Source organism: Nocardia sp. NPDC058705, from assembly GCF_042749305.1.
GTDB lineage: Bacteria > Actinomycetota > Actinomycetes > Mycobacteriales > Mycobacteriaceae > Nocardia.
Genome location: NZ_JBHYRN010000002.1, coordinates 306,125 through 329,166, shown reverse-complemented (window position 1 = coordinate 329,166; position 23,042 = coordinate 306,125). Strand labels below are relative to the sequence as shown.

Below are 23,042 nucleotides of genomic sequence, written 5' to 3'. Positions count from 1 at the left end.
TCAGTGGGCACTGTCGAAGAGGTTGAAGCAGGACCAGCCGCCTCTGAACCACTGGACGACCAGTTGCCAGGTCGATGGGTAGGTGCCGTCGGCGTAGCGCAGGCGCAGGCCGTATCGGCACTTGCCGATGGTGGTTCGGGTGTGGCGTTGGATGACCGTGCGGTGCAGGAAGGACGCGCCGAGCCAGGCGAGGATGCCGTACAGGACGGCGGTTGCGCCGGGCGCGAGGTACCAGGCGGTGGCGCCGATTGCGGCGTGCAGGGTCATGTCGATGAGGAATGCGGGGATCACGCCGGTCTCGTCGCCGCTGGAAGTGCGTGCGGTGAGCGGGAATTCGTCGTTCGGGTGGCTGGTTTTGCGCGTCTCGGGTGCGATGAACCCGGGTTGCGCGTCGTATCCACGGTTCCTCACCGCTTGCCGAGGCGGTGCTGCATTGCTCATGTGGCTCAGCGTGGTCGACGCCGCTTAACAAGCACCCGCTGCTGACCTTGCCGACCTGATCAGCGACACTTCGCGACCTCGAGGGGGGCCTTGTGGTTGCCGCCGTCCTAGGTTATGGTCGGTTCGACTAATAATGAAGGCGAGAACATGAACGTGCTGGATCTGGTTGCCGCACTGCAACAACCGTTGTTCACCCTGCTCGGGACGGCGGTGAGTTGGACCGAGGTGCTCGGGTTCGGCAGTGGCGCGTTGTGCGTGTGGTTGGTCGCTCGTCAGCACATCGCCAACTGGCCGATCGGCATCGCTAACAATGTGTTCTTCATTCTGTTGTTCACGCAGGCAGGGCTTTTCGCCGATGCGGGATTGCAGGTGGTGTTCATCGCGCTGGCCGGGTACGGGTGGTGGACGTGGGCGCACGGGTCCTCGCGCACCGAGCCGCTGCCCGTCCGTCGCACGACGCGGCTCGAATGGGTGGCGCTCGCGATAGGTGGCGTGATCGGAACCGCCGCGATCACCGTGCTGCTCGACACCGCCACCGAGTCCACCGTGCCGTTCTGGGACGCGCTGACCACAGCGTTGTCGCTGATGGCGACCTATGGGCAGTGTCGTAAACGGCTGGAGTCGTGGTGGTTGTGGATCGCGGCCGACCTCGTCTACATCCCGCTCTACATACACAAGGGGCTGTTGCTGACGGCGTTGTTGTATCTCGGATTCCTTGCGCTGTGCGTGCGCGGATTGATTGCTTGGCGGCGGGATGTGGTCGAAGCGCGGGTGGTGGTCGCGGCATGACTCGATACGGGCACGGGCTGGTTCTCGGCAAGTTCTATCCGCCGCATATGGGTCATCACCATCTGGTTCGTACCGCCGCCGCTCGCTGTGACCGGTTGACCGTCCTGGTCTGCGCCTCGTCGGTGGAGTCGATCCCGCTGGCCGACCGAGTTGCCTGGATGCGCGAAATGCATTCGGAGCCCGCGATTTCCATTGTCGGCGCTGTCGACGATGTGTCGATGGACATCACCGATCCTGCGATCTGGGATGCGCATATGGCCGTGTTCTTCGCTGCGGTTCCTGATCCTGTCGATGCGGTCTTCACCTCGGAGGCTTACGGCGAGGAGCTGGGTCGGCGCTTCGGTGCCGACTCGATCTGCGTCGACCCGCAGCGACTCCGTCATCCGATCTCGGCGACCGCGATCCGCCGAAATCCCCTCGCGCACTGGGATTTCCTGTCGCCGCCGGTCCGCGCCGCCATGACCAAGCGAGTGGTGGTACTCGGTGCGGAGTCGACCGGAACGACGACCATCGCCAGGGCACTCGCCCAGCACTACGGCGCGGGCTACGTCCCCGAATACGGCCGCGAATACAGCGAACGAAAGCTGGCCGCGCTCGGTCCGGACGGGCATTGGTCCGACGTCGAGTTCACCTCGCCGGAATTCCCGCTGATCGCCGCCCGTCAGCAAGCGGCGGAGGATCGCGCTGCCCGCGACACCGGCCCGGTGCTCGTCTGCGATACCGATGCTTTCGCCACGACCATCTGGCACGAGCGCTATCTCGGCCACGCCCATCCCGGCATCGTCGCCGAGCGCCGCCAGCACCTGTGGTTGCTCACCGACCATGTCGGCGTCCCGTTCGAAGACGACGGTCTGCGCGACGGCGAGCATCTGCGACCGTGGATGACCGGCCGGTTCCGCGAGGAACTCACCCGCACCGGAAGGCCGTTCGCGATGCTGACCGGTCGGCACGACCAGCGCCTCGCTACCGCAGTCGCGGCCGTCGACGAGCTGCTGGCTGCGGGCTGGGCCATCGCGGACCCGCTGCCGGAGCGTGCGACAAAGTGAACGAGCGTGCACCTAGTCTGCTGACCTGGCAAGCGGGTGCGTGTTCGTCACAGCCGAGGGGGGTGCTCGTGGTGATCGGCCCAAGTCTTGTCCAACGACGGCACCGGCCGGTTGCCCGCCTTGTTAACGTGGCCGCGTTTTGCGATGCACGGTGAGAGGGAGCAGATGAAGCGCGCGCTCATGGCGGTAGCGGCCGGGGGATTGGCGCTGGCGGCGCTCGTCGGATGTTCGAGTGACGAGTCCGCGGAAGCGAAAGTGTTGTTCGAGCCGTGCGCCGGGGTTACGGCGGACGCACTGCAGAAGGCCGGTGCCGACCCCGCGACGAAGGTTCCCGCGGGTGCACCCGCCGCGGGCTGGCAGACCTGTGAATGGACCGGCGCCACCGTCCACCTGAAGGTGTTCTCGACCTCGAGAACCCTCGAGGAGTTCGAAAAGGAATCAGGCGCAACAGCTTTCACCGACGAAACCGTCGCGGGCCGCGCGGGCCGCCGCCTGGCCGCCGCCGCTGCCCCCAACTCCTGCGATGTCCTGTTCTCCGCCGACCAAGGCGTGATCCGCATGGTCGTGGTGAACAACGCCACCGAACCGGCCACCGACCCCTGCACCGCCCTGCGTCAGATGGGCGAATCGATCGTCCCGACCTTCCCTGCATAGCCCTGCCGCTGTGGGTTATGCCAATGCTGGGATCACCTCGCGTTCGAAGAGTTCGATGCCGGAGGTGTCGTAGGCGGCTTCGGGGAAGTTGAGGATGGAGTAGCCGAGGCCGAGATTCTTCAGCTCCGTGAGGCGTTCGATGATCTGTTCGGGGGTGCCTGCGGCGGCGCTGGTCGCGAACTGCTCGTGGACATAGGTTTTCGCTTCGTCGGCGCCGAGGAAGGGGGTGAAGCGTTCGATGACAGTCGAAATGCGTTCTTGTACTTCGGTTTCGGTGGTGCCGACGATGGCGTTGAAGTTGGAGCTGCGGGTGATCGCGGCGAAATCGGTGCCGACCTCGGTGCAGTGTTGGCGCAGGATGTCGGACTTGCGGGTGAACTCTTCGGGCTGGCCGCTGAAGTTGGTGTAGTTCGCGTACTTCGCCGCGATGCGCAGGGTCTTCTTCTCGCCACCACCGGCGATCCAGATCGGAATTCCGTTCTCCTGCAACGGACGTGGGTGCACGATGGCGTCGTCGACCTGGTAGTACTTGCCGTCCAGGGTGGTGCGGCCGGTCTGCCAGGCCTGGCGGAAGATCTGCACGCCTTCGTCGAGGCGGCCGAGGCGCTCACCGGCGGACGGGAAGCCGTAACCGTATGCGCGCCACTCGTGTTCGTACCAGCCGCCGCCGATGCCCATCTCCACCCGGCCGCCCGAGATGAGGTCGACGGTGGCCGCCACCTTGGCCAGGTAGGCGGGGTTGCGGTAGCTCATGGCAGTACACATCTGGCCCAGCCGCACCCGGGACGTCGTGGCCGCGAACGCCGCCATCAGCGTCCACGCCTCGTGCGTCGCCTCGTCGGTGGGGACCGGCACGGTGTGGAAGTGGTCGTAGACCCAGATCGATTCCCACTCGGTGCCCGCGTCGAACCGCTGAGCCAGCTCGCGCATCACCGACCACTGATCGGCCGGTTCGATACCGACCAGATCCAGCCGCCAGCCCTGGGGAACGAAGATGCCGAAGCGCACAGGTTTTCTCCTGGAGTCATAGAACCCGAGCGGCGCCACCCGCCGCGTCTGTCGAACTCCACTGTTCCACTTCCACGCGCCCAGGCAACCATTCCACGCGCCCCGCGCTGAACCCTGGACCGGCCCTTATGCACCGAAATTCACTTGGCACGCGGGGAAACCCGGGGCATGCTTGCTCTCGTATGAACAATATTTCCCCACCCCACCTCGGCGTCGACTTCGGCCGAGTGATCCAGGGGGCCGCCCTCACCCCGGGCGCCGCGGACACCGCTTTCCTGTCCGGCGGCTTTGGCGAAGCGATGAGCACACCGCCCAGCCCCGACGCCTTCGAAGTGCTCGCCCGGCTGGTCGACAGGGTGCACGGCAACGCCTGGGTGATCTCGAAATGTGGCCCGCGCATCGAGCAGCGAACCAGGCAGTGGCTCGACCACCACGACTTCGCCGCCCGCACCGGCATCCCCCGAGAACACCTGCGCTTCTGCAGAACTCGCGCCGACAAGGCACCCCACTGCGCCGACCTCCGCATCACCCACATGATCGACGACCGGCTCGACGTCCACCGATACTTACGCGACCTCGTACCCCGGTTGTATCTGTTCGGCGCGCAGACCGCGCAGGTCCCGGCTTGGGTGACCCACACGCCCGACTGGTCTGCGGTCGAGCGGGTGGTCGGTGCGGATCTGGATCAGGCGGTGGGGTCGCCGTAGGAGGCGGCGATGTCCTTGCTGCTCGGCCAGCGGCTGTAGGTCGGGGATTGGGGCCAGCCTTCGGGGCTGTCCTGCCATTCCTCTTGGCGGCCGTAGGGGAGGGCGTCGATGAGGCCGAAGCTGTAGGCGAGTTGTTCGGTGCCGCGGCCGTCGGTGTGCCAGGTGCGGTAGACGGTGTCGCCGTCGCGCAGGAAGGTGTTCACGGCGAAGCCGGCGTCGGGGCCTGCGCCCATGTCGGCGCCGAAGGGGCTGTCGGCGGTCGAATACCAGGTCATCGTGTTGCCGACGCGCTTCTTGTAGGCGAGTACCTCGTCCATCGGCCCCTGCGTCACGATGACGAATCGCGCGTCGTAGTCGGCGAGAAAATCCAGTCGTGCGTACTGCGCGGTGAGGCCGGTGCACCCGGGGCACTGCCAGGTGTTCCCTGGCGTCCACATGTGGTGATAGGTGATCAGCTGGGAGTGGTCGTCGAAGACCTCGGCGAGCGAAACATCGCTGCCGTCTTCGGCTTTCAGTGTGTAGTCGGGCAGCCGGACGGCGGGCATACGGCGTCGCTGAGCGGCGACGGCGTCGAGTTCGCGGGTCGCGGCCTTCTCTCGAATCCGGAGCTGATCGAGTTCGGCCTGCCAGGCGTCCTGATCGACGATGGTGGGCAATGCGGTCATGGTTGAGCCACCCTTCGATGTGTACGGCGTGCACATTTGCTATGTTCACACCGTATACTTCGTCGAAAGGGAGTTCAAGGGTTGGCCTATCACCATGGTGACCTCGCGGCGGCGCTGGTCGAGGCGGGTCTGGAACTCACCAGATCCGGCGGCCCCGACGCGCTGACGATCCGCGAAGTCACCCGCCGCGTCGGCGTCACACCCAACGCCGCCTACCGGCATTTTCCCGACCGGCAAGCCCTGCTGCGGGCGGTCTCGGCCGCGATCGAGTCCAGGATGGCCGCGGCGATGGTGCGCAGCCCGACGGCGCCGCGGGCGAGCCTGCGCTCGGTCGGCCTCGGCTATATCGGCTTCGCGCTGACCGAACCGGGCTGGTTCGCGGTCGCGTTCTTCGGTGTGGGCGACACCTCGCCCGAGTCGGTCGTCGACTCGCCCGCCTACCTCGCACTCGCCGACGCGCTCGACATGATGGTGCACATCGGCGACCTCGCCCCCGCGGCGCGGCCCGGCGCGACCTGGAGTTGCTGGTCCACCGTGCACGGCTTCGCGGAACTGGCGTTGCGTGGGCCGCTGCGGCACCTGGACCGCGCCGAGCTGTGGCCGCTCGCCGAACAGGCCGTCGACACTGTCATCGCGGGACTGCCGTCGACGGTGTGACCGGTGCCACTGTGACCAGTGGTACGCAAGGTCGAGATGAAACGTGTGGGCCTCGCATGTAGTCTCATGGGCGGAAGGGTGCGCCCGGGTGGGCACGCCAAGCGATCCGCGGAGTAATCACCCGCGGCGACTGCGAGGAGGTGGGGTTGCGATGCGCAACGAACCCCCCAGTCGAAGGCCGCGCGGCGTCGCCCCTTCGCTCTCGCACCACACATCCTGACCCGTTCGGTCCGGTCGGTGCGTTCCGGCCTCGGCGGTGGACGCCCCGCGGTGTGAACCACCGTCACTCGTTCCACTTCTCGCCCATCCTGTAGCTGTGCCGCAGGGGTGTGCGCTGTAACGCCAGAGGACTCGATCATGTCGAACGTCGATCTCGTCACCATCCGTCACGTACCCACCGAAACCGTTGTGCCCGAGGTGATTTCGCCGCGCCGGGCCGTCGAAGACCACGCGGTCACCGAGGCGCTGGAGATCCTGTCCGAATCGGTGCGCGACATCGTCGAAACCCACCGGGTCTGCGGCGGCCTCGACTGGCTCGACAACCGTCCGCCGCACGTGATCGCCGACGCGCTGGCCCGCATGGATGCCGTGCAGGCCGGCGTCGTGTTCCGGCTGCTCGACAAGGAGCGCGCGCTCAGCGTGTTCGAAGAGCTCGAGCCCGTCGACCAGCAGCAGATCCTGCAGGGCCTGCGCGAGAAGAGCTTTCGCGATCTCGTCGAGGCGATGGACCCCGACGACCGCGCCCGCATGCTGCACGAAGCGCCCGCCAAGGTCGCCAAGAAGGTCCTGGCCGGGCTGAGCCCGCGCGAGCGCCGGATGACGGCCACGCTGCTCGGCTACCCCGAGGGCTCGGTCGGGATGTACATGACGCCGGAAGTCGTTGCGCTGCCGGACAATCTGACCGTCGCCCAAGCACTGGGTTGTGTGCGCGCCAAGGGCGGCAACGCCGAAACGGTCTACACGCTGCCCGTGGTCGATCGCGGCCGCCGCCTCACCGGCATAGTCGAACTGCGTGAGCTGGTGCTGCATTCCCCGGACGCGATGGTGTCCGAACTCGTCGTCACCGAGCCGCCGTTCGTGCGCGCCACCGATGCCGCGGAGAAGGCCGCCCGGCTGATGAGTTCCACCAACCTCATCAACCTGGTGGTCGTCGACAGCGAGGATCGGGTGGTCGGGCTGCTCACCATCGACGACGCGATGGAAGTGCTCGAGGCCGCCGACAGCGAGGACGTCGCCAAGCAGGCCGGTTCGGCACCGTGGGAGGGCCACTACATGGCCGCCAAGGTGTTCCAGCTGGCGCGCTACCGGGCGCTGTGGCTGACGCTGCTGCTGTTCGCGGCCACGCTGACCGTGAGTGTCACCGACATGTTCGCCTCCACCCTCGAACAGGCCGCGAGCCTCGCGCTGTTCATCCCGCTGCTGATCGGGGCAGGTGGCAACGCGGGCGCGCAGGCGGCGACGGCGTGTGTGCGTGCGCTGGCGGTCGGCGAGGTGCGGGTCTCGGATCTGTTCAAGGTGATCTGGCGTGAATGCCGCGTGGGGCTGGTGCTCGGCAGCATGCTGGCCGCCGCGGGTTTGCTGATCGGCACCGTGTTCGTCGGGCCGAAGATCGCCATCGTCGTGGCCATCACGCTGGTGGTCATCTGCGGTTGGGCGGCGACCATCGGCGGCACGATGCCGTTGCTGGCCAAGAAGTTTCGCATCGACCCCGCCGTTGTGTCGGCGCCGATGGTGACCACGCTCGTCGATGCGACCGGGCTGATCATCTACTTCACCACGGCCAAGCTGGTGCTGGGAATCTAGCGCTGCGGGAAGAGCGTGAGCGCCTTGCCCATGACGTCTTTCGCGACGTCGTCGGTCTTGGCGACCACCTCCACCACCGGGACGCGCCTGCCGAACGCGGTGGATTCGGCGGGCAGTTCCGGGCCGACGGCCGCGGTGTAGATCGGGATCGAGCTGTCGTAGACCGAGACCGAGCGGTGCACCGTTCGTCCGTCGATGTGGTCTTCGGTGCTGTTGGCGGCGAGGTACTCGGGCACCCGATACTCATAGCTCACGGTGATCTTCTCGCCGCGGTAGCTGAACAGGCACTGGGTCAGGCGTTGCTCGGGATCGGGGACGGCGTCGGGGAGTTTCGTGCGGACCGTGCACGGGTCGGCGCCGAGCAGCACGGTCGGCGCGGTGTCGGGGGAGGTGCCCTGCGGAGGCGACTGCCGCCAGCGGTCGAGCATGCCGGGCATCAGCTCGTCGGCGACCGTGCAGGGGTTCTTGCCGGGTGCGGAAAGGCCGAGGTAGAAGGCGGCGCTCGACGGAAACTGCGCGGTTGCACCGCAGGCGCGGGGCTCGCCGGTGTCACGGTCGGGGATGGTGCGTACGGTCGCGTCGCCGATCGGTCGAACGAAGCCCTTGCCGCCCGATGAGACATCGCTCAACAGGGTCGCGTGCCAGGTCAGCGTCGAGCCCTCCCCGGCTTTGTCGCTGCCGAGAACGGCCCGGCACGAATCCAAGCCGACCGTCACGCTCTTGACCTCGCCGAGGGTGGCGAGGGTTTCGCGGGGCAGCAGCGCGCACACGTCGACCTGGCGGGTGGCCTGGGCTACCGCGTCTCGCTGTGGCTGATCCTGCGGGACCTTCGACCAGAACTCCGGCGGCTGGGCGGGAATCACCGGTGCGGGCGGTGGCGGCAACTTCCCGTAATCGGGTGGGTCGCCCGCGTCGTCGCCCCCGCATCCGGCGCACACGAGCAACGCGGCAGCGGCCAGCGCCATCCTGCGATACATCCGCACCCCTGTCCTCGGCAGATCCGGGCCCGGACACGCGCCCGACCACCGAGTCTGCCCGCGACGGCAACCCACGCGCAAACATCGGGCGAGGTCGTTCTCAGAACGTTGTCACCGCACCAGCGGCAGGGTTTCGCGCATGACCTTCTCCGCGATCGTGGAGTCAGCCGTGACCGAGACGGTCGGCACGCGGCGGCCGATCAGCGCGTCGGTCGGCCCCGGTGCCAGGCCCGGACCGACAACGGCCGACAGCGAGGCCATATCGGCCTGCGCGGTGTCGAACCGGTACACCTGCCGGGAACCGACAGTGAAGGCAGGAGCGTCGTCGATGATGGAGCGTTCCTCGTTGTAGTCGTAGGTGACGATCGCGTCGCGCCCGCCGACGCTCACCTTGCAGGTGATGACACCCTGATCGGCGACCGGAACCAGGACACCGAGCGCCGACGCGACCGCGCACGGATCGGCCCCGGTGATCACCGTCCGATCCGAGTCCGGCGAGGTCCCCTGCGCCGGTTCCTTCCGCCACTCGGTCAACGCGATCCGCAACAGCGCCTTCGCCGACGTGCACGCATCCTGCGGCGCCCGCACACTGAACGACAGATCGGCCCCCGCCTCGAACCGCGCCCACGCCTGACACGCCCCACGCACCTGCGGATCGGCCGACGACGCGGGTTCGTCGTTGAACAGCACCCGCACATCCCCCATCGACTCCTCGTCCACGGGCCCGTCCATGCTCGGCTCACCCTCGAACATCACCCCGGTACTCCAGGTCGCGTCGATCCCGGTGAGATGGCCGTCGACAGCGATATTGAGTCGACACTGATTCGGGTGCACGTTCTCGACGTCGCGCACGGTCCCGAGGCCGCCCAGTGCCGCGCGGGGCAGCAGTGCGCACACATCGATCGCCCTGACCTTGCGCAGTACAGCGACCTTCGCCGGATCGGAATCCGCTGCGGTAGACCAGAATCCGCCTCGGGGCATGGAGTCCGGTGCGGGTTCGCTCCCGCAGGCGACCAACGTCAGCGCCGCGATGGCGAGCAGGATCAGCTGTCGCACAGGGATTCTCCTTGTCCGGATCAGGTGGCGGGAAACAGTTCGGTAGTCGAGCGGAGGACGGACTCGAGAGCGGCACGATCTTTGCCGAAGACCTGGACCGTCGGGACGTTCGGGCCGAGGAGTTCGGAGCCGGGCCCCGGCAGCGCGGGGCCGACAACGGCTGTGTAAGAGGCGTATTCGCCGGCGTTGGACGGGGAGGCGTAACTCGGGTGGCCGTTGACGACGAAGATGGGCTCCCCGCTGCCGGTGACTTCTCGGGGCGTGAAGCTGTAGTCCACGTCGATGGCCGCACCTCGGAAAGTGAACTGGCAGGTCCACATTCGCAGATCGAGAACCGTGACCGCAGCGTTGAGCTTGGCGGCGACCTCGCACGGGTCTTTGCCGCGCAGTGCGGTCGGCGGAGTATCTGGGGAGGTGCCGTGCGCTGGCTCGCTCGCGAGTCCGCCCATCGCGCGAGCCAGCGCGGCCTCGGCAGCCGGGCACGGTTCGGTGCCGAGCGGTGTTCGCACGCTCACCGGGAGCGTGGTCGTATTCGCGAAAACCGCGGTGGCGAGACAACTTCGGTCCAGCTGTCCCTCGCGGAGGGGGCCGTTGTCGAGGTCGCCCAGAGTCCCGACGGTGATGCCGTCGACCTCTTCCCGTTTGGATTCGCCCCAGCCGTACCCCGTCGGCGCAACACCGATGGCCCAACTGACCGAGGTGCCCTTGCCGCTCTCGGTGGAGTCGAACGTCGCCTCGCACCTGCTCGGTCCGCGGTTCTCGACCTCGATCAACTTTCCGAACTTCGCGAGATCGGCGCGCGGCACCAGCGCACAGGGGTCGATCGCACGCAGCCGCCGCAGGAGCTCGAGGCGCTGGTCATCGGTGGTCGGCGCGGTCTTCCAGAATTCAGGCATCGCGGAAGCGGCCTCGATCGGTGTGGCCGCACGCTGCTTCGGCAGGTTCTCCTGGCAGCCGGTGAGCCCGATGATCACAGCGGCGGCAGCCGCGCAACGACGCAACAGCATCGACAAATCCCCCTCGCGCGAGACACCTCCCGCTCCTACAGACCCACTTCGGCCTCCCAGTGTGCCGGAATTGGCACCCCACGCCCGCACCGGGCCCAGGTGCGCCGGGCAGTGGTGGCGCTCACCGGGTGAGGTGGGTGTTCGTCCGCATGTGGCGAATCACTGGCGATGCGATGGTGGTGTGGCGGCGATCGTGGCGCACAATGGGGGCCGCGTGTGTGGTGTGGGTATTCGGCCGGTCAGGTCGGGTTCGGCGCACCGCAACACAAGCTGTAGTGCTCCCCGAGACTGTCACCCACTACGAGTAGTGTTCTGGGTGAACAGGCCCGTGCACGGCGGCGGGTGGCGGGTCATCAGGTCTGGCGGAAAGGTGTGGAGGCGGAATGAAGCTCATCGATCGGGCGTCGGCCATCAATTGGAATCGGGTGCCCGATGAGAAGGATGCCGAGGTCTGGGACAGGCTGACCGGCAACTTCTGGTTGCCAGAGAAGGTCCCGGTGTCCAACGACATCCCGTCCTGGAACACCCTCACCCCCGACGAGAAGCAGCTCACCATGCGGGTCTTCACCGGCCTGACGCTGCTCGACACCATCCAGGGCACCGTCGGCGCGGTCTCGCTGATCCCCGACGCGATCACCCCGCACGAGCAGGCGGTGTACACCAACATCGCGTTCATGGAGTCGGTGCACGCCAAGAGCTACAGCTCCATCTTCTCCACCCTGTGCTCCACCAAGGAGATCGACGAGGCGTTCCGCTGGTCGGAGGAGAACCGCAACCTGCAGCGCAAGGCCGAGATCGTCCTCGGCTACTACAACGGTGACGACCCGCTCAAACGCAAGGTGGCCTCCACGCTGCTGGAGAGCTTCCTGTTCTACTCCGGCTTCTACCTGCCGATGCACTGGTCCTCGCGGGCCAAGCTCACCAACACCGCCGACATGATCCGCCTGATCATCCGCGACGAGGCCGTGCACGGGTACTACATCGGCTACAAGTACCAGAAGGGCCTCGAGCAGGTCACCCAGGCCGAGCGCGACGAGCTCAAGAACTACACCTTCGAGCTGCTGTTCGAGCTCTACGACAACGAGGTGGACTACACCCAGGACCTCTACGACGAGGTCGGCCTCACCGAGGACGTCAAGAAGTTCCTGCGCTACAACGCCAACAAGGCGCTGATGAACCTCGGCTACGAGGGCCTGTTCCCGAAGGACGAGTGCGAGGTGAACCCGGCGATCCTGTCGGCGCTGTCGCCCAACGCCGACGAGAACCACGACTTCTTCTCGGGCTCGGGTTCGAGCTACGTCATCGGCAAGGCCATCAACACCGAAGACGAGGACTGGGAGTTCTGAGCGAACTCTGTCAGAACGGCGGCGGAGCATTCCGTCGCCGTTCTGCTATTGCTGGGACGTCGCCCGGGTGAATCGCGCGGCGAGCAGGCGCAGGTGCTCGACGAGTTCGGGGCCGTGTTCGATGTCGAAATCGGTGTCGAGGGCGCCGAGCAGGAAGGTCAGGCCGCGCGGATTGTCGGCGCCGATCTCCAGGCGGCAGGTGTCGGCGTCGATCGGTTCGACGGTGCCGTAGGTGGCCGCGGAGCGGGCCTGTTCGGAGTCCGCGGGGACGTGTAGTCGCACGACGGCGCGGTAGGGCCAGAGCTGGGCGACGCCTTTCGCGACGTGCGCCGCGGCATCGCCACCGGGGATCTCGCGCGGTGAAAAGCGCGGGCCCACTGGGATTTTCGGTGACATGCGGTCCACCCGGAAGGTGCGCCAGTCGTCGCGGTCGATGTCCCAGGCCACCAGGTACCAGCGTGGTCCCCAGGTGACGAGTTCGTGCGGTTCGGTTTCGCGACGGGATTCGCGGTTTCCGCTGCGGTAGTCGAATCGCAGGCGCTGTCGATCGCGGCACGCGGCCGCGATGGCGGACAGCACCGCCGGATCGACATCGACGCGAGCCCGGCCGGGGGTCTGCACGTTCGAGACCTGCATGGCTTGGACTCGGTGTCGCAATCGCGCGGGCAGCACCTGCTCGAGTTTGACCAGCGCGCGCAGCGCGGTCTCGCCGATCCCGCTCACCCCGCTGATCGACGCCGTGCGCAGGGCGATCGTCATCGCGACGGCTTCCTCGTCGTCGAGCTGCAACGGCGGCAGCTGCGCCCCCGCCGCGAGGTGGTAGCCGCCGTCGATGCCCTTCACCGCGCGCACCGGATAGTCCAGCGCGCGCAGCTTGTCGATATCGCGGCGCACCGTTCTGGTGCTGACCTTGAGCCGCGCGGCGAGCTCGTCGCCGGACCACTCGCGCCGGGTCTGCAGCAGGGAGAGCAGCCGAAGTAGCCGCGCCGAAGTCTCTTTCACGAATTCGACTCTGCCAGTTCTATAGGACAGAAGGTGTCCGCTTGTGGTCATACCGTTGTAGTCATGAGCAACGACATCACCCCGTTCCACATCGACATCGCGCAGTCCGACCTGGACTACCTGGCGGCCCGGCTGACCGACGCGCGCTGGCCCGCCGAGCAGCCCGGCGCGCAGTGGAGTCGCGGCGTGCCGGTCGCGTACCTGCGCGAGCTGGCCGAGTACTGGCGCACCTCCTACGACTGGCGCGCGGCCGAGGCGGAACTGAACAAGTTCGCGCAGTTCACCACCGAGATCGACGGCCAGCGCATCCATTTCCTGCACGTGCGTTCGGCGAATCCCGATGCCACGCCGCTGATCCTCACGCACGGCTGGCCGGGGTCGGTCGTCGAATTCCTCGATGTGATCGGCCCGCTCACCGACCCCGCGGCCCACGGTGGCGATCCGGCCGACGCCTTCCACCTGGTGATCCCGTCGCTGCCCGGCTTCGGCTTCTCGGGCCCGGTCGCCGACGAGGGCTGGGATCCGGCCCGGATCGGTAAGGCGTGGGTCGAGTTGATGAGCAGGCTCGGGTACGAGAGCTACGGCGCGCAGGGCGGTGACTGGGGTGCGTTCGTCACGCCCGAGGTGGGGCGCGCGGGTGGTGACAAGGTGATCGGCGTGCACGTCAACGCCGCGACCTTCGGCTACATCCCGTTCGGTCCCGTCTCCGACGAGGAGAAGGCGACGATGACCGAATCCGAACTCGCCCGGCTCGACCGCCTCGCCCTGTTCAAGAGTGAGGGCAACGGCTACTTCCAGATCCAGGCATCGCGCCCGCAGACCATCGCCTACGGCCTGCACGATTCCCCGATCGGCCAGCTCGCGTGGATCGTGGAGAAGTTCAAGGAGTGGACGTTCCCGACCACTGGCCTGCCCGAGGACGCCGTGGATCGGGATCGGCTCCTGACCAACGTGATGCTGTACTGGCTCACCGGCACCGCGGGTTCGTCGGCCGCGCTGTACTACGAGGCCACCCACGTCCGCTCCTGGGAGACCGCACCGCTGACCACTCCCGTCGGCGTCGCGGTCTTCGCCGAGGACATCGCGATCCGCCGCTACGCCGACCCGGCCACCGACGTCGTGCACTGGTCGGAGTTCGACCGTGGTGGCCACTTCGCGGCGATGGAGGTGCCGGAGCTACTGGTCGACGACGTTCGCGCGTTCTTCCGCGGGCTGCGCTGATCAGCGATCCCAGGGCGCCCGCAGCGACGGGTCGTCGAAGGCCTGCGCCGCGTCCCGGTAGAGCTCGGCGATCCGATGCTTCACCGTGGCGCGGTCGGCCTCGGAGATGTGTGCCTCGCCTAGGCGCGATGCGGCGTTGGTGACCGCGTGGAAGACCCGGGTCGGTTTGCCGTCGATGATGTCGGCGACCGGGAACTTGTAGTCGGCCTCGGTGGCCGGATTGCCGCCGGGCTTGCGATACAGGTAGATGCTCGCCATCTTGGTTGCGTCGCCATCGGCCCATTTCAGGGCGTCGTGCTCGGCTTTGGGCCCGCTCCACTTGTGATCGCGGGGCGCCCACGGCAGATCGAGATCGGCGGCGTTGTCGGGCGCGGGCGGGACCTGATCGTCGGACTGCTGAGCCACGTTTTCCTCCTCGAGCGCTGGGCGGGAAGAGCTGCTCACCATCGTAGCAATCGGGCAGCTACCAGCGGTTTTCTCAGTGCCGGAGGGTGCGGAGGCCGTGCACGGCCAGCCGCACGCGGTTATCGGCGCCGGTCTTGGTCATCAGATTCGCGACATGGGTTTTCACGGTGGTGATGCCCATGTTGAGGTGCGCGCCGATCTCGGCGTTGGACAGCCCGTCGGCGAGCAGCCGCAGGACTTCGCGTTCGCGCGGAGTCGGTTCGGGACCGTCCGGGACGGCCGGTGGAGCGCGGTGGTCGAGGGCCGCCCCGACGACGCGACGCAGCACGTCGGGGGAGAACACCGGGTCACCGTCGGCGGCGCGGCGGATGGCGTCGAGCAGTTGGGTGGGGTGGGCATCCTTGACGAGGAATCCGCACATGCCCGCGTGCAGGGCCGGGTAGAGGTGCTCGTCGTCGTCGAACGTGGTCAGGGCGAGAATTCGGGTGACGGGGCGCATGGCGAGGATCTGCCGGGTGGCCGCGATGCCGTCGGTGCCGGGCATCCGCAGGTCCATCAGGACGACATCCGGGCTGGTGCGCGCGGCCAGACGCACCGCGTCGGCGCCGCCGGTCGCCTCGCCGACCACGTCGAGATCGGGCGCGGTCTCGCACAGCATGCGCACACCCGCGCGCACCAGCTGCTGGTCGTCGACGATCAGAACGCGCACGGTCATGCGACTGCTCCCAGTGGCCAGCGCGCCGCGAGTCGCCAGCCGTCGGCATGCGGACCGGCTTCCAGTGTTCCGCCGAGCAGAGTGAGCCGTTCCCGGAGACCGACCAGGCCCAGCCCGGTGCCGGAGCCGGTCGATGCGGCGCCGCCGCGATCGCGGACTTCGAACGAGACTGTGTCGCCGACGATTACGCGCAGGTCTGCCTTGGCCAGTGGGCCGGCGTGGCCTGTGACATTGGCCAGTCCTTCCTGGGTCAGGCGCAGCAGCGTCAGCGCCGAGACCGGATCGACGACGGCCACCGCGTCGTCCACCTGGGCGGTGACGTCGAGCCCGGTGCGTCGGGCGCGGTCGACGACCTCGCCCAGAGCCTGCGCCAGAACCGAAGGCGCGACGAAGGGTTCGTGCGTGGGATCGCGCAGCACGGTGACAAGTTTGCGCAGATCGGTGAGCGCCTCCCTGCTGGTGGCATCGACATCGTCGAGCACCTGCAACAGGGCAGTCGGTGCATCGGTGAAGGCGTGCCTGGCCGCGCCCACCCGCAATACTGTCGACGAAACATGGTGGGCGACAAGGTCGTGCAGCTCGCGGGCGATGGCGGTACGCTCGGCGATCCTGGCCGCGGCGATCTGCTGCTCGCGGTGTGCGGCCAGGTCGGCAGCGGTGCGCGCCGCACTGCGCTGCGCGGTCCATGCCGTGCCGAGCAGGATGCCGATCAGCACCGGGACCAGCGCCATCGTCACCGCGCGGTACAGCATGACCGCGGTGCCGCCGGTCGAATGCAGCAGATAGACCGCGGCGAGCAGTGCCGCGGCGGGCACGGCGAGCCTGCCGCCACGGCGGGCGGTCAACTCGGCCAGCGCGAACGCGGCAGCGATCTTGGCGACCGCGGGCCCGCTGTCGCCGATCACGAACCCGAGCGCGAGCAACCCCGACGTGGCCAGCGAAGTGACCAGCGGCGCTCGCACTCCGAGCGCGGTGACGCTCACCGCGGCGAGGCCGATCAACCAGTCCGTGGCGCTCGGGTCATCGGCGAGCAGCAGCAGATAGCCGACGGCAAGACCTACCAGCAGCGTCACCCGAACGGGCACCATCCGCGCACCGAGCAGTGATTCCGACACCGCTCCATCATGCCCCGATTCCGGGCGGTTGTTCTTCCTCCCTGGGGAGGAGGCGCGCTCCTGCTTGCGGCCGTGCGGGTCGGACTCGAGGCGGAAGTCAGCGCAGCGCCCGGCGTGGAGGCTGGACCCATGACAAACGACGACAACATCGAATCCGGTTCGGGCCCAGCACGATCCACCAGCCGACGCGGGATGCTCGGGATGATGGCGGGCGGGCTTGCCGTCGGCGCCGCCACCGGTCTGGCGGGCGGTGTCGCCCTCGGGTCCGGCGCCAACCCACCCCTACTGCCGGGCCGGACCGAACGATTCGCAGGCAAGTGCGTGCAGATCACCGGCGCCACCTCCGGCATCGGCGCCGCCGCCGCGCGGTTGTTCGCCGCGGAAGGCGCGCGCGTCGCGTTCTGTGGTCGCCGGGTGGATCGCGGCCGCGCGGTGGAAGCGCAGATCAGAAGCGCTGGGGGCGAGGCCACGTTCATCGCGGCCGATGTGCGCGACGAGCAGCAGGTGCGGGCTTTCGTCGACACCGCCGCCGATACCCACGGCGGCCTCGACATCGCCTTCGACAACGCCGGGATCAGCGTGCAGCGCAAACTGCACGAATACACCGCCGAGGAATTCGACCGGGTGCTCGACACCAACCTGCGCGGCGTCTTCCTCGCCATGAAATACCAAGTGCCACACCTGCTTCGCCGGGGCGGCGGGGTCATCGTCGTCACCTCGTCGAGCAATGCGCTGGCCACCGACGCCAATCGGGGCGCCTACACCGCGAGCAAGCGGGCACTGGTCGGCCTGGTACAGGGCGCGGCACTGGACTACGCGGCCGACGGTATCCGGGTGAACGCGCTGGTCCCCGGCACCACAGACACCGAACTCGTGCGCGGCCTCAGCCCCATCGGCGGCCTCCCCGACGACGCGTACCGGGTCGCGATGAAACAGTGGGCGTCGAGCAATGTGCCGGGTCTGGGGCGGTTGGCGACTCCGGAGGAGATCGCGGCGTTCGCCTTGACCCTTGCCTCACCCGAGCACCCGTATCTGACGGGCGCCCAGTTGGTGATCGACGGTGGGAAAACCGCCCACGCCTGACGGTGGCGACCCCTCGCCGCCACCGTCGAGCGTCAGCGCAGTGCGGCCAGGCCGCGGCGGTCGATCTTGCCGGTCGGGGTGCGGGGGAGGTCGTCGACGAACAACACGTCGCGGGGGGCTTTGAAGCGGGCGAGGTGGGTTTTCACGTAGGCGCGGACGGTGTCGGCGTCGAGGTCGGCTGCCGCGACGACGAACGCGGCGAGTCGCTGGCCGAATTCTTCGTCGGGGACACCGATTACGGCCGCTTCGGTGATCGAAGGGTGCTTGTAGAGCAGGTCTTCGATTTCGCCGGGGAAGACGTTCTCGCCGCCGGAGACGATCATGTCGTCATCGCGGCCGTCGATGAAAAGCCTTCCCCCGGTGTCGAAATGGCCGAGATCGCCGGTGCTCATCAGGCCGCCGCGAATCTGTTTGCCGCCGCCGCCCGAGTAGCCGGCGATGGCGATGGAGTTGCCGACGTGGACGGTGCCCACCTTGCCGGGTTCGGTGACGAGAGTGTCGCCGTCGTAGAGCGCGACGGTGATACCGACCGGCGCCTTGCCGACGGTTCCGGGGGCGGCGATCCAGTCCTGCGGGGTGGCGATGGTGGCGGTGCCGGTTTCGGTGCAGCCGTAGAAGTTGTAGATCACCGGGCCGAAGGCCTCGATGGCCCGCGTACCCAGCGACGACGGCAGTGCGGCACCCGCGGTGAAGACGATCCGCAGCGAGGTGGTGTCGTTGGCGGACAACGCATCCGGGCCGAGATCGAGAATCCGGCGCAGCATCGTCGGGACCAGCACCACCATGTCGGCGCGATGCTCGGCGATCTGGGCCAGCGCACGGGCGGCGTCGAACCTGCCGTGCAGCACGATCGTCGACCCCAGATTCAGTGACAGGATGAACTGCGACAGCGCGGTGCCGTGGAACAGCGGCGCGCACAGCAGCACGGTCTGGCCTCGGCGCAACGGCACCCGGTCAACGAATTGCGCTGCGGCCAAGGGTGATTCGACGCGACGCGGCGCACCCTTCGGAGTGCCGGTCGTGCCGCCGGTGAGCAGCACGAACCCCGCTTGTTCAGTCGGCGCGGGGAGGGGCTTGCCACCGGGCGAGGCGTCCGCTTCCAGCAGCGCGATATCGTCGGGCAGATCCTCGGCCAGCGCGGACAGACTCGGGTCGAGAACCAGGGCACGAACCTCTTCCCTGGCCAGCACGTCACGCAACTGTGCCGCCCCGAAGCCGGTATTGAGCAGCACCAGCCGGGCGCCGAGTTTCGCTGCGGCGGCCATGGTTTCGACCAGCAGCGCACCATCAGGGCAGAGCACACCGATGGTGTCGTCGGCATCGAATCCGGCGGCGTGCCAGCGGGCGGCGATCGCGTCGGTGCGGGCATCGAGTTCGCGGTAGGAGATTCGCCGCTCACCGTCGACGAGGGCGATCCGGTCGGGGGTTCGTCGCGCGGACGTGCGGATGCCGCCCGCGATGGGGCCATAGGCGCGCATCGTGGCGGCGGTACGCACGACCTGGGGTGGATTGCGCAGGTCGATGATCCCGGCCCGCTGCATGACGCGGATCTGGCGCAGCGAGGTCCGCGCGGTGTGCGCGAGGGTGGAGATGTTCATGAGTCCTCCTGGTCAGCAGGTACGGGGGAGAGTGGGGCCGCCGCGTAGTTGCAGGCTCAGCCAGCCCATCGCGGCGGGGATGCCGGTGACGGCGGCGATGAAGTGCTCCGACAGCGGGATCGGCAGGAAACGCAGGTCGGCGCCGGTGCGGCAGTACCGGTCGATCAGCGGTCCGGCGGTGGTTTCGTAGGGGAGGATCTCGTCGGTCGTGGAATGCCACATCAGCAGCGGCATGCGCGGCGGGATGTCGTCGCGTCCGGGTGTGGTTTCCTCGAGCAGGGCGAGTAGGCGCGGGTCCTGCAGTGCGGCAGGATCTTTCAGATAGTTGACGATCTGCTTCAAGGTGCCGGTGGCGCCGATCGTGTAGACGCAGCGATTTTCCAGGTCGCGCAGAATGTCGAGGCCCTCGTCGGTGACGAGCTCGCTCAGGTTCACCACATCGGGGAACTCCCGCGACAGCGCGAGCAGCACGGTCCACACACCCCAACTGGTGAGGTTGAGCTCTCGCCTGGCCCCGACCTCGACGATCGCCCGCTTCTCCGACGGCACCCCACCCGCCGCGACGCCGAGGATCGGCAACTCGGGCGCGTAGGTGGCGTGCAGTTCCGCCGCCCAGGTGCTCGCGCTACCGCCGCCGGAATATCCGTAGAGGCCGACGCCCGAATCAGCCAGTCCCAATGTGGGATCCGACTTCGCGGCCCGGATTCCGTCGAGCACCATGTGCCCCTCGGCCGGGGTCAGCCAGAAATTGTGCTGGCCGTCGAAATCGGGGATGGTCACCGCCATACCCTGCTCGAGGAAGTACTGGATGATCGCGATCTCCTTGAACGTGCCCGCCCGCAGCGTGTAGGACGGATTGCAGACGGGGGCAAGGGAATCGATCGCCTCCTGGAACGAAACCAGCGGACGGGGACTACCCACCCACGGGATGCCAGGCGTGAGCACGGTCGTCGCGGTGACCAGGGGATTGCCGCGAGAGTCGCTGCTGCGGTAGAGGATCTGACGTGCGGCAACGGGGATCGGTATGCCGAGGGCGTAGGACTGGACGTCCCTGGTGCGCACGATCTGGCCGTTGGCCAGCTCCGCGAGATTGTCCGGTGCCGAATACCACGGGTCATCGCGCGGATCCTGCAGTGGCAGAAGGTCGTACACCTGCGGCTCGCTGGGCAGCACCTGCGCGACAGCGGGCGCGGCCGTGACGGCGAACAACGCGACGACGATCAGCGCCCCGCGACGCAACGCCCTCAACATACCCGCGGCCCGGCATCGGCACCGGCGGTGACGGCGAGCAGCCAGGCGACAGTGCCCAGCTCGGGAACGATCTCGGCGCTGATGCGTTCGGTCGCAGGGACTTTGAACATCCGCATGTTCACGTCGCGCGCGCAATAGGTGCGCGCGATGTCGTCGATCGCCAGTTCGGCGGGCAGCAACTGATCGGTGGTGGAGTGCCACATCAGCAAGGGGATGTCCGGGGTGTTCTCCGGTCTGCCGAAGCTCGCCTCCGTCAACGCGGCCCGCACGGCTGGATGGCTCAGTGCCGCTTGTGGATCGGTGAGGTAGTCGGCCACCGGACGCAGCAGCGTCGAGACGAACGTGGTGTAAAGGCAGCGGCCGTTCATCTCCGCCGCCACCTCGCGACCCTCGGGTGTGAGGTACTGCTGCAGAGCCTGATCGAACTCGGGGTATTCGCGGGCGAGCCCGAGGATCGCGAGCCAGCCGGTGAAGTTGGCCTGCGGCTGCTGACCCGACACCGCGAACGGCGCGATCGCGACCTTGTCGCCGGGAATACCGCCCTGCGCGCTGCCCCGAATATCCAGCTCCGGCGCATAGGAACGCCGCTGCTCGGCCACCGCCGCGCCCGCCGCCAGGAACTGGCCGAGCAGGCTGATCTCCTTCTGGATCCCGGCGCGCAAAGGATCACGTCGCCGTTGGCATAGGCGCCGAAATCGGCTGGATCGGCGTACCAGGGGTCGTTGTCCGGGGTGGGGATCGGCACCACCGCCGGATACACCTGCGACTCGCTCGGCAGTTCGGGGAGCTCCTCGGCGGCGGCTGGTGCGGCGAGTGCCGCGACGGCGAGCAGCGGCACGGCGGCCGCGCTCCAACGTCGGGGGGAGGGTGGTGGTGGCCGTGCGGCGCTGCATGGCAACTCCTTCAGTAGGTGATGCTGATTACAGCACGACGTCTTATTAGAAACAAGGTTCCTTGTTACAATTGGATGATCGGTATGCTGAGCTGCGTGACGTCGATCTCCAAGAGCGCGCAGCCCCGATCCGCAGGCGGTCGCCGGATCCAGGGTTTGGACGCCGAGCAGCGCAAAGCCCGCAGGCGCGATCAGATCCTGGCGGCCGCGTTCGAACTGATCGCCGAAGACGGGTACGTCAACACCGCGATCGAACAGATCTGCCAGACCGCTTTCGTCGGCAACAAGGCCTTCTATGAACTGTTCGACAGCAAAGAGGCCTGCTATCTAGCCCTTCTGCAACAGCTCAGCGACCGCTCGCAGCAGGCGGTCGCCGCCGCACTGCTCGAATCCTCGGGCGAGCGCGACGAACTGGTCTCGGTCGTCATCTCCGCCTTCGCCCACTCACTCGTCGACGACCCACGCGTGGCGAAGGTGACTTTCGGTGAGGCCAGCGGCATTTCGGCCAACGTGGAAAAGCAGCGCCGCACCAACCGTCGCTGGGCCGCCCAGTTCCTCGAAACCCTGTGGCGCGAAAACGGATTCGTGCCCGAGGGTGGGATCGATATCGACCTGCACGCGCTGGCGGTATCCACCATCGGCGGTCTGTTCGACACCGTCGCCGACTGGCTACATCACACCGACGCCGGTACTTCGGGTGAAATCGACACGCTGATCAGGGATCTCATGGCATTTGCCGACATCGTGCACTTGGGTTTGGCAGCCGCCGGGGCGCGCTCAGCAGGCTGAGGGCGCTGACCACGCCGACCCGAGCAGCAAACTGGCCGCCCGGGCACGAACAAGCGAAATTTGCTCCCCCCCCCCCTCGAAGATTGACGTTCTGGCCGAGTGCTGCTGGTGATGCTTGCGGTAGCGCAGGGTGGGAGTCTCGATGACGACGCCCGGTGCCAACGCCGAGGCCGACATCAGTAGTGCGGTGTCCTCCATGCCGCGAAGCGCCGCCCAACCGCCCGCAGCGAGCAGCAGGTCTCGCCGCCACATCACTCCGGCCGGGTGGACCGGCAGACGGTAGGTGTCGGCCGTGGTATCCCAGGTGTCGAGCAGCGCGCCCCGGGCAAGCAAGCCCGTGCGGAAATCCCAAGGGAACGTCCTCAACTCGCCCGAGGCGAGCAGGTCGCGGGCCGGGCCCACTGCGAATCCTGCGGTGGGTTCGGCATCGAGGGCCGCGCTGAGCTCGGCCAGGCAGGTCGGTTCGAGTTCGTCGTCGGCGTCGAGATTCTGGACCAGCGCGGCGGTGATCCGACCGAGGGCGACGTTGCGGGTGATCGCCGGTCCCTCACGTGTTCCGTTGAACGCCAACCGAAGTCGGGGATCATCGGTGGCGCCACACTTGATCAGGGATGCGACCACCTCGGGGGAGCGCGCGCCGTCGACCTGTACGCACCAGGTCCAGTCGGTGTGGGTCTGGGCGCACAGCGATTTCCACGCATCGGGCAGGTAGCGGGCGTACCCGGCGTGTACCGCCGTCAGCACCGCGATCTCCACGATCGACCACTCTGCCATGTCGACGTTGCGTGGAACCCTGTGGTAATCAGTGACATTGA

The 23,042-nt window shown here is 67.6% G+C and carries 24 protein-coding genes; 10 read left to right on the top strand and 14 right to left on the bottom strand.

The genetic code is table 11. The features are described 5' to 3' along the window. A complete protein-coding gene (locus ACFW6D_RS04645; protein WP_379324741.1) occupies positions 1–441 on the bottom strand; it encodes an RDD family protein in 441 nt (146 codons plus the stop codon). Positions 442–588: 147 nt separating this feature from the next. Between ACFW6D_RS04645 and pnuC the strand changes: the two genes are divergently transcribed. From pnuC to ACFW6D_RS04630, 3 genes are all read left to right on the top strand, one after another. Continuing rightward, on the top strand, positions 589–1,230 hold the full coding sequence (gene pnuC / locus ACFW6D_RS04640; RefSeq protein WP_379324739.1) for a nicotinamide riboside transporter PnuC: 642 nt from the start codon (positions 589–591) through the stop codon (positions 1,228–1,230). After that, positions 1,227–2,276, top strand: coding sequence for an AAA family ATPase (locus ACFW6D_RS04635; RefSeq protein ID WP_379324737.1), 1,050 nt, complete (start codon positions 1,227–1,229; stop codon positions 2,274–2,276). Before pnuC ends, ACFW6D_RS04635 begins: the two co-directional genes overlap by 4 nt. Positions 2,277–2,441: 165 nt before the next feature. Then, complete coding sequence (locus ACFW6D_RS04630; RefSeq protein ID WP_379324735.1) at positions 2,442–2,930, top strand: DUF3558 family protein; 489 nt, start codon at positions 2,442–2,444, stop codon at positions 2,928–2,930. Positions 2,931–2,945: 15 nt separating this feature from the next. Here ACFW6D_RS04630 and ACFW6D_RS04625 read toward each other — a convergent pair whose 3' ends face one another. Next, positions 2,946–3,938: an LLM class F420-dependent oxidoreductase gene (locus ACFW6D_RS04625; protein WP_379324733.1), complete on the bottom strand. Its 993-nt coding sequence runs from the start codon at positions 3,936–3,938 to the stop codon at positions 2,946–2,948. 182 nt (positions 3,939–4,120) lie between these two features. On the opposite strand from ACFW6D_RS04625, the gene ACFW6D_RS04620 reads away from it, so the two are divergent. Beyond that, positions 4,121–4,645 (top strand): hypothetical protein, encoded by a 525-nt coding sequence (locus ACFW6D_RS04620; protein WP_379324731.1) that lies wholly within the window; start codon positions 4,121–4,123, stop codon positions 4,643–4,645. Here ACFW6D_RS04620 and ACFW6D_RS04615 read toward each other — a convergent pair. After that, the gene (locus tag ACFW6D_RS04615) at positions 4,624–5,310 is read right to left on the bottom strand and encodes a DUF899 family protein (RefSeq protein ID WP_379324729.1); all 687 of its coding nucleotides are present in this window, start codon (positions 5,308–5,310) and stop codon (positions 4,624–4,626) included. The two genes, ACFW6D_RS04620 and ACFW6D_RS04615, sit on opposite strands and share 22 nt — an antisense overlap. Before the next feature lie 81 nt (positions 5,311–5,391). Between ACFW6D_RS04615 and ACFW6D_RS04610 the strand changes: the two genes are divergently transcribed. Continuing rightward, positions 5,392–5,967, top strand: a complete 576-nt coding sequence (locus tag ACFW6D_RS04610; protein ID WP_379324727.1) for a TetR/AcrR family transcriptional regulator — start codon at positions 5,392–5,394, stop codon at positions 5,965–5,967. 357 nt (positions 5,968–6,324) lie between these two features. Then, entirely contained in the window at positions 6,325–7,770 is a 1,446-nt protein-coding gene (gene mgtE, locus ACFW6D_RS04605) for a magnesium transporter (RefSeq protein ID WP_379324725.1), read from the top strand. On the opposite strand, the gene ACFW6D_RS04600 is transcribed toward mgtE, so the two are convergent. The 3 genes from ACFW6D_RS04600 to ACFW6D_RS04590 all read right to left on the bottom strand — a co-directional run bounded on the left by ACFW6D_RS04600 (position 7,767) and on the right by ACFW6D_RS04590 (position 10,810). Continuing rightward, positions 7,767–8,747 (bottom strand): peptidase, encoded by a 981-nt coding sequence (locus tag ACFW6D_RS04600; protein ID WP_379324723.1) that lies wholly within the window; start codon positions 8,745–8,747, stop codon positions 7,767–7,769. The two genes, mgtE and ACFW6D_RS04600, sit on opposite strands and share 4 nt — an antisense overlap. A gap of 111 nt (positions 8,748–8,858) precedes the next feature. Next, positions 8,859–9,803 (bottom strand): hypothetical protein, encoded by a 945-nt coding sequence (locus ACFW6D_RS04595; protein WP_379324722.1) that lies wholly within the window; start codon positions 9,801–9,803, stop codon positions 8,859–8,861. Positions 9,804–9,823: 20 nt separating this feature from the next. After that, positions 9,824–10,810, bottom strand: coding sequence for a hypothetical protein (locus ACFW6D_RS04590; RefSeq protein WP_379324720.1), 987 nt, complete (start codon positions 10,808–10,810; stop codon positions 9,824–9,826). A 383-nt stretch (positions 10,811–11,193) separates the two neighbouring features. On the opposite strand from ACFW6D_RS04590, the gene nrdF reads away from it, so the two are divergent. Continuing rightward, the gene (gene nrdF / locus ACFW6D_RS04585; RefSeq protein WP_379233549.1) at positions 11,194–12,156 is read left to right on the top strand and encodes a class 1b ribonucleoside-diphosphate reductase subunit beta; all 963 of its coding nucleotides are present in this window, start codon (positions 11,194–11,196) and stop codon (positions 12,154–12,156) included. A 45-nt stretch (positions 12,157–12,201) separates the two neighbouring features. Here the strand turns inward: nrdF and ACFW6D_RS04580 are convergent, their stop codons facing one another. Continuing rightward, the gene (locus ACFW6D_RS04580; protein ID WP_379324718.1) at positions 12,202–13,158 is read right to left on the bottom strand and encodes a helix-turn-helix transcriptional regulator; all 957 of its coding nucleotides are present in this window, start codon (positions 13,156–13,158) and stop codon (positions 12,202–12,204) included. 63 nt (positions 13,159–13,221) lie between these two features. On the opposite strand from ACFW6D_RS04580, the gene ACFW6D_RS04575 reads away from it, so the two are divergent. Then, a complete protein-coding gene (locus ACFW6D_RS04575; RefSeq protein ID WP_379324716.1) occupies positions 13,222–14,379 on the top strand; it encodes an epoxide hydrolase family protein in 1,158 nt (385 codons plus the stop codon). Here the strand turns inward: ACFW6D_RS04575 and ACFW6D_RS04570 are convergent, their stop codons facing one another. The 3 genes from ACFW6D_RS04570 to ACFW6D_RS04560 form a co-directional block, all read right to left on the bottom strand. Then, complete coding sequence (locus ACFW6D_RS04570) at positions 14,380–14,784, bottom strand: hypothetical protein (protein WP_379324714.1); 405 nt, start codon at positions 14,782–14,784, stop codon at positions 14,380–14,382. Positions 14,785–14,857: 73 nt separating this feature from the next. Continuing rightward, a complete protein-coding gene (locus ACFW6D_RS04565; RefSeq protein WP_379324712.1) occupies positions 14,858–15,499 on the bottom strand; it encodes a response regulator in 642 nt (213 codons plus the stop codon). Further along, positions 15,496–16,614, bottom strand: a complete 1,119-nt coding sequence (locus tag ACFW6D_RS04560; RefSeq protein WP_379324710.1) for a sensor histidine kinase — start codon at positions 16,612–16,614, stop codon at positions 15,496–15,498. Before ACFW6D_RS04560 ends, ACFW6D_RS04565 begins: the two co-directional genes overlap by 4 nt. Positions 16,615–16,743: 129 nt before the next feature. On the opposite strand from ACFW6D_RS04560, the gene ACFW6D_RS04555 reads away from it, so the two are divergent. Further along, positions 16,744–17,697 (top strand): SDR family NAD(P)-dependent oxidoreductase, encoded by a 954-nt coding sequence (locus ACFW6D_RS04555; protein ID WP_379324708.1) that lies wholly within the window; start codon positions 16,744–16,746, stop codon positions 17,695–17,697. 32 nt (positions 17,698–17,729) lie between these two features. Here the strand turns inward: ACFW6D_RS04555 and ACFW6D_RS04550 are convergent, their stop codons facing one another. From ACFW6D_RS04550 to ACFW6D_RS04540, 3 genes are read right to left on the bottom strand one after another with little or no spacing between them, the layout of a single operon-like run. Next, complete coding sequence (locus ACFW6D_RS04550) at positions 17,730–19,295, bottom strand: AMP-binding protein (protein WP_379324706.1); 1,566 nt, start codon at positions 19,293–19,295, stop codon at positions 17,730–17,732. A 12-nt stretch (positions 19,296–19,307) separates the two neighbouring features. Continuing rightward, positions 19,308–20,534: a lipase family protein gene (locus ACFW6D_RS04545; RefSeq protein WP_379324704.1), complete on the bottom strand. Its 1,227-nt coding sequence runs from the start codon at positions 20,532–20,534 to the stop codon at positions 19,308–19,310. A gap of 5 nt (positions 20,535–20,539) precedes the next feature. After that, positions 20,540–21,208, bottom strand: coding sequence for a lipase family protein (locus ACFW6D_RS04540; RefSeq protein ID WP_379324702.1), 669 nt, complete (start codon positions 21,206–21,208; stop codon positions 20,540–20,542). 326 nt (positions 21,209–21,534) lie between these two features. Between ACFW6D_RS04540 and ACFW6D_RS04535 the strand changes: the two genes are divergently transcribed. Beyond that, positions 21,535–22,227, top strand: coding sequence for a TetR/AcrR family transcriptional regulator (locus ACFW6D_RS04535; RefSeq protein WP_379324700.1), 693 nt, complete (start codon positions 21,535–21,537; stop codon positions 22,225–22,227). On the opposite strand, the gene ACFW6D_RS04530 is transcribed toward ACFW6D_RS04535, so the two are convergent. Continuing rightward, the gene (locus tag ACFW6D_RS04530; RefSeq protein WP_379324698.1) at positions 22,216–23,001 is read right to left on the bottom strand and encodes a glycosyltransferase; all 786 of its coding nucleotides are present in this window, start codon (positions 22,999–23,001) and stop codon (positions 22,216–22,218) included. The two genes, ACFW6D_RS04535 and ACFW6D_RS04530, sit on opposite strands and share 12 nt — an antisense overlap. Between the last annotated feature and the right edge of the window lie 41 nt (positions 23,002–23,042).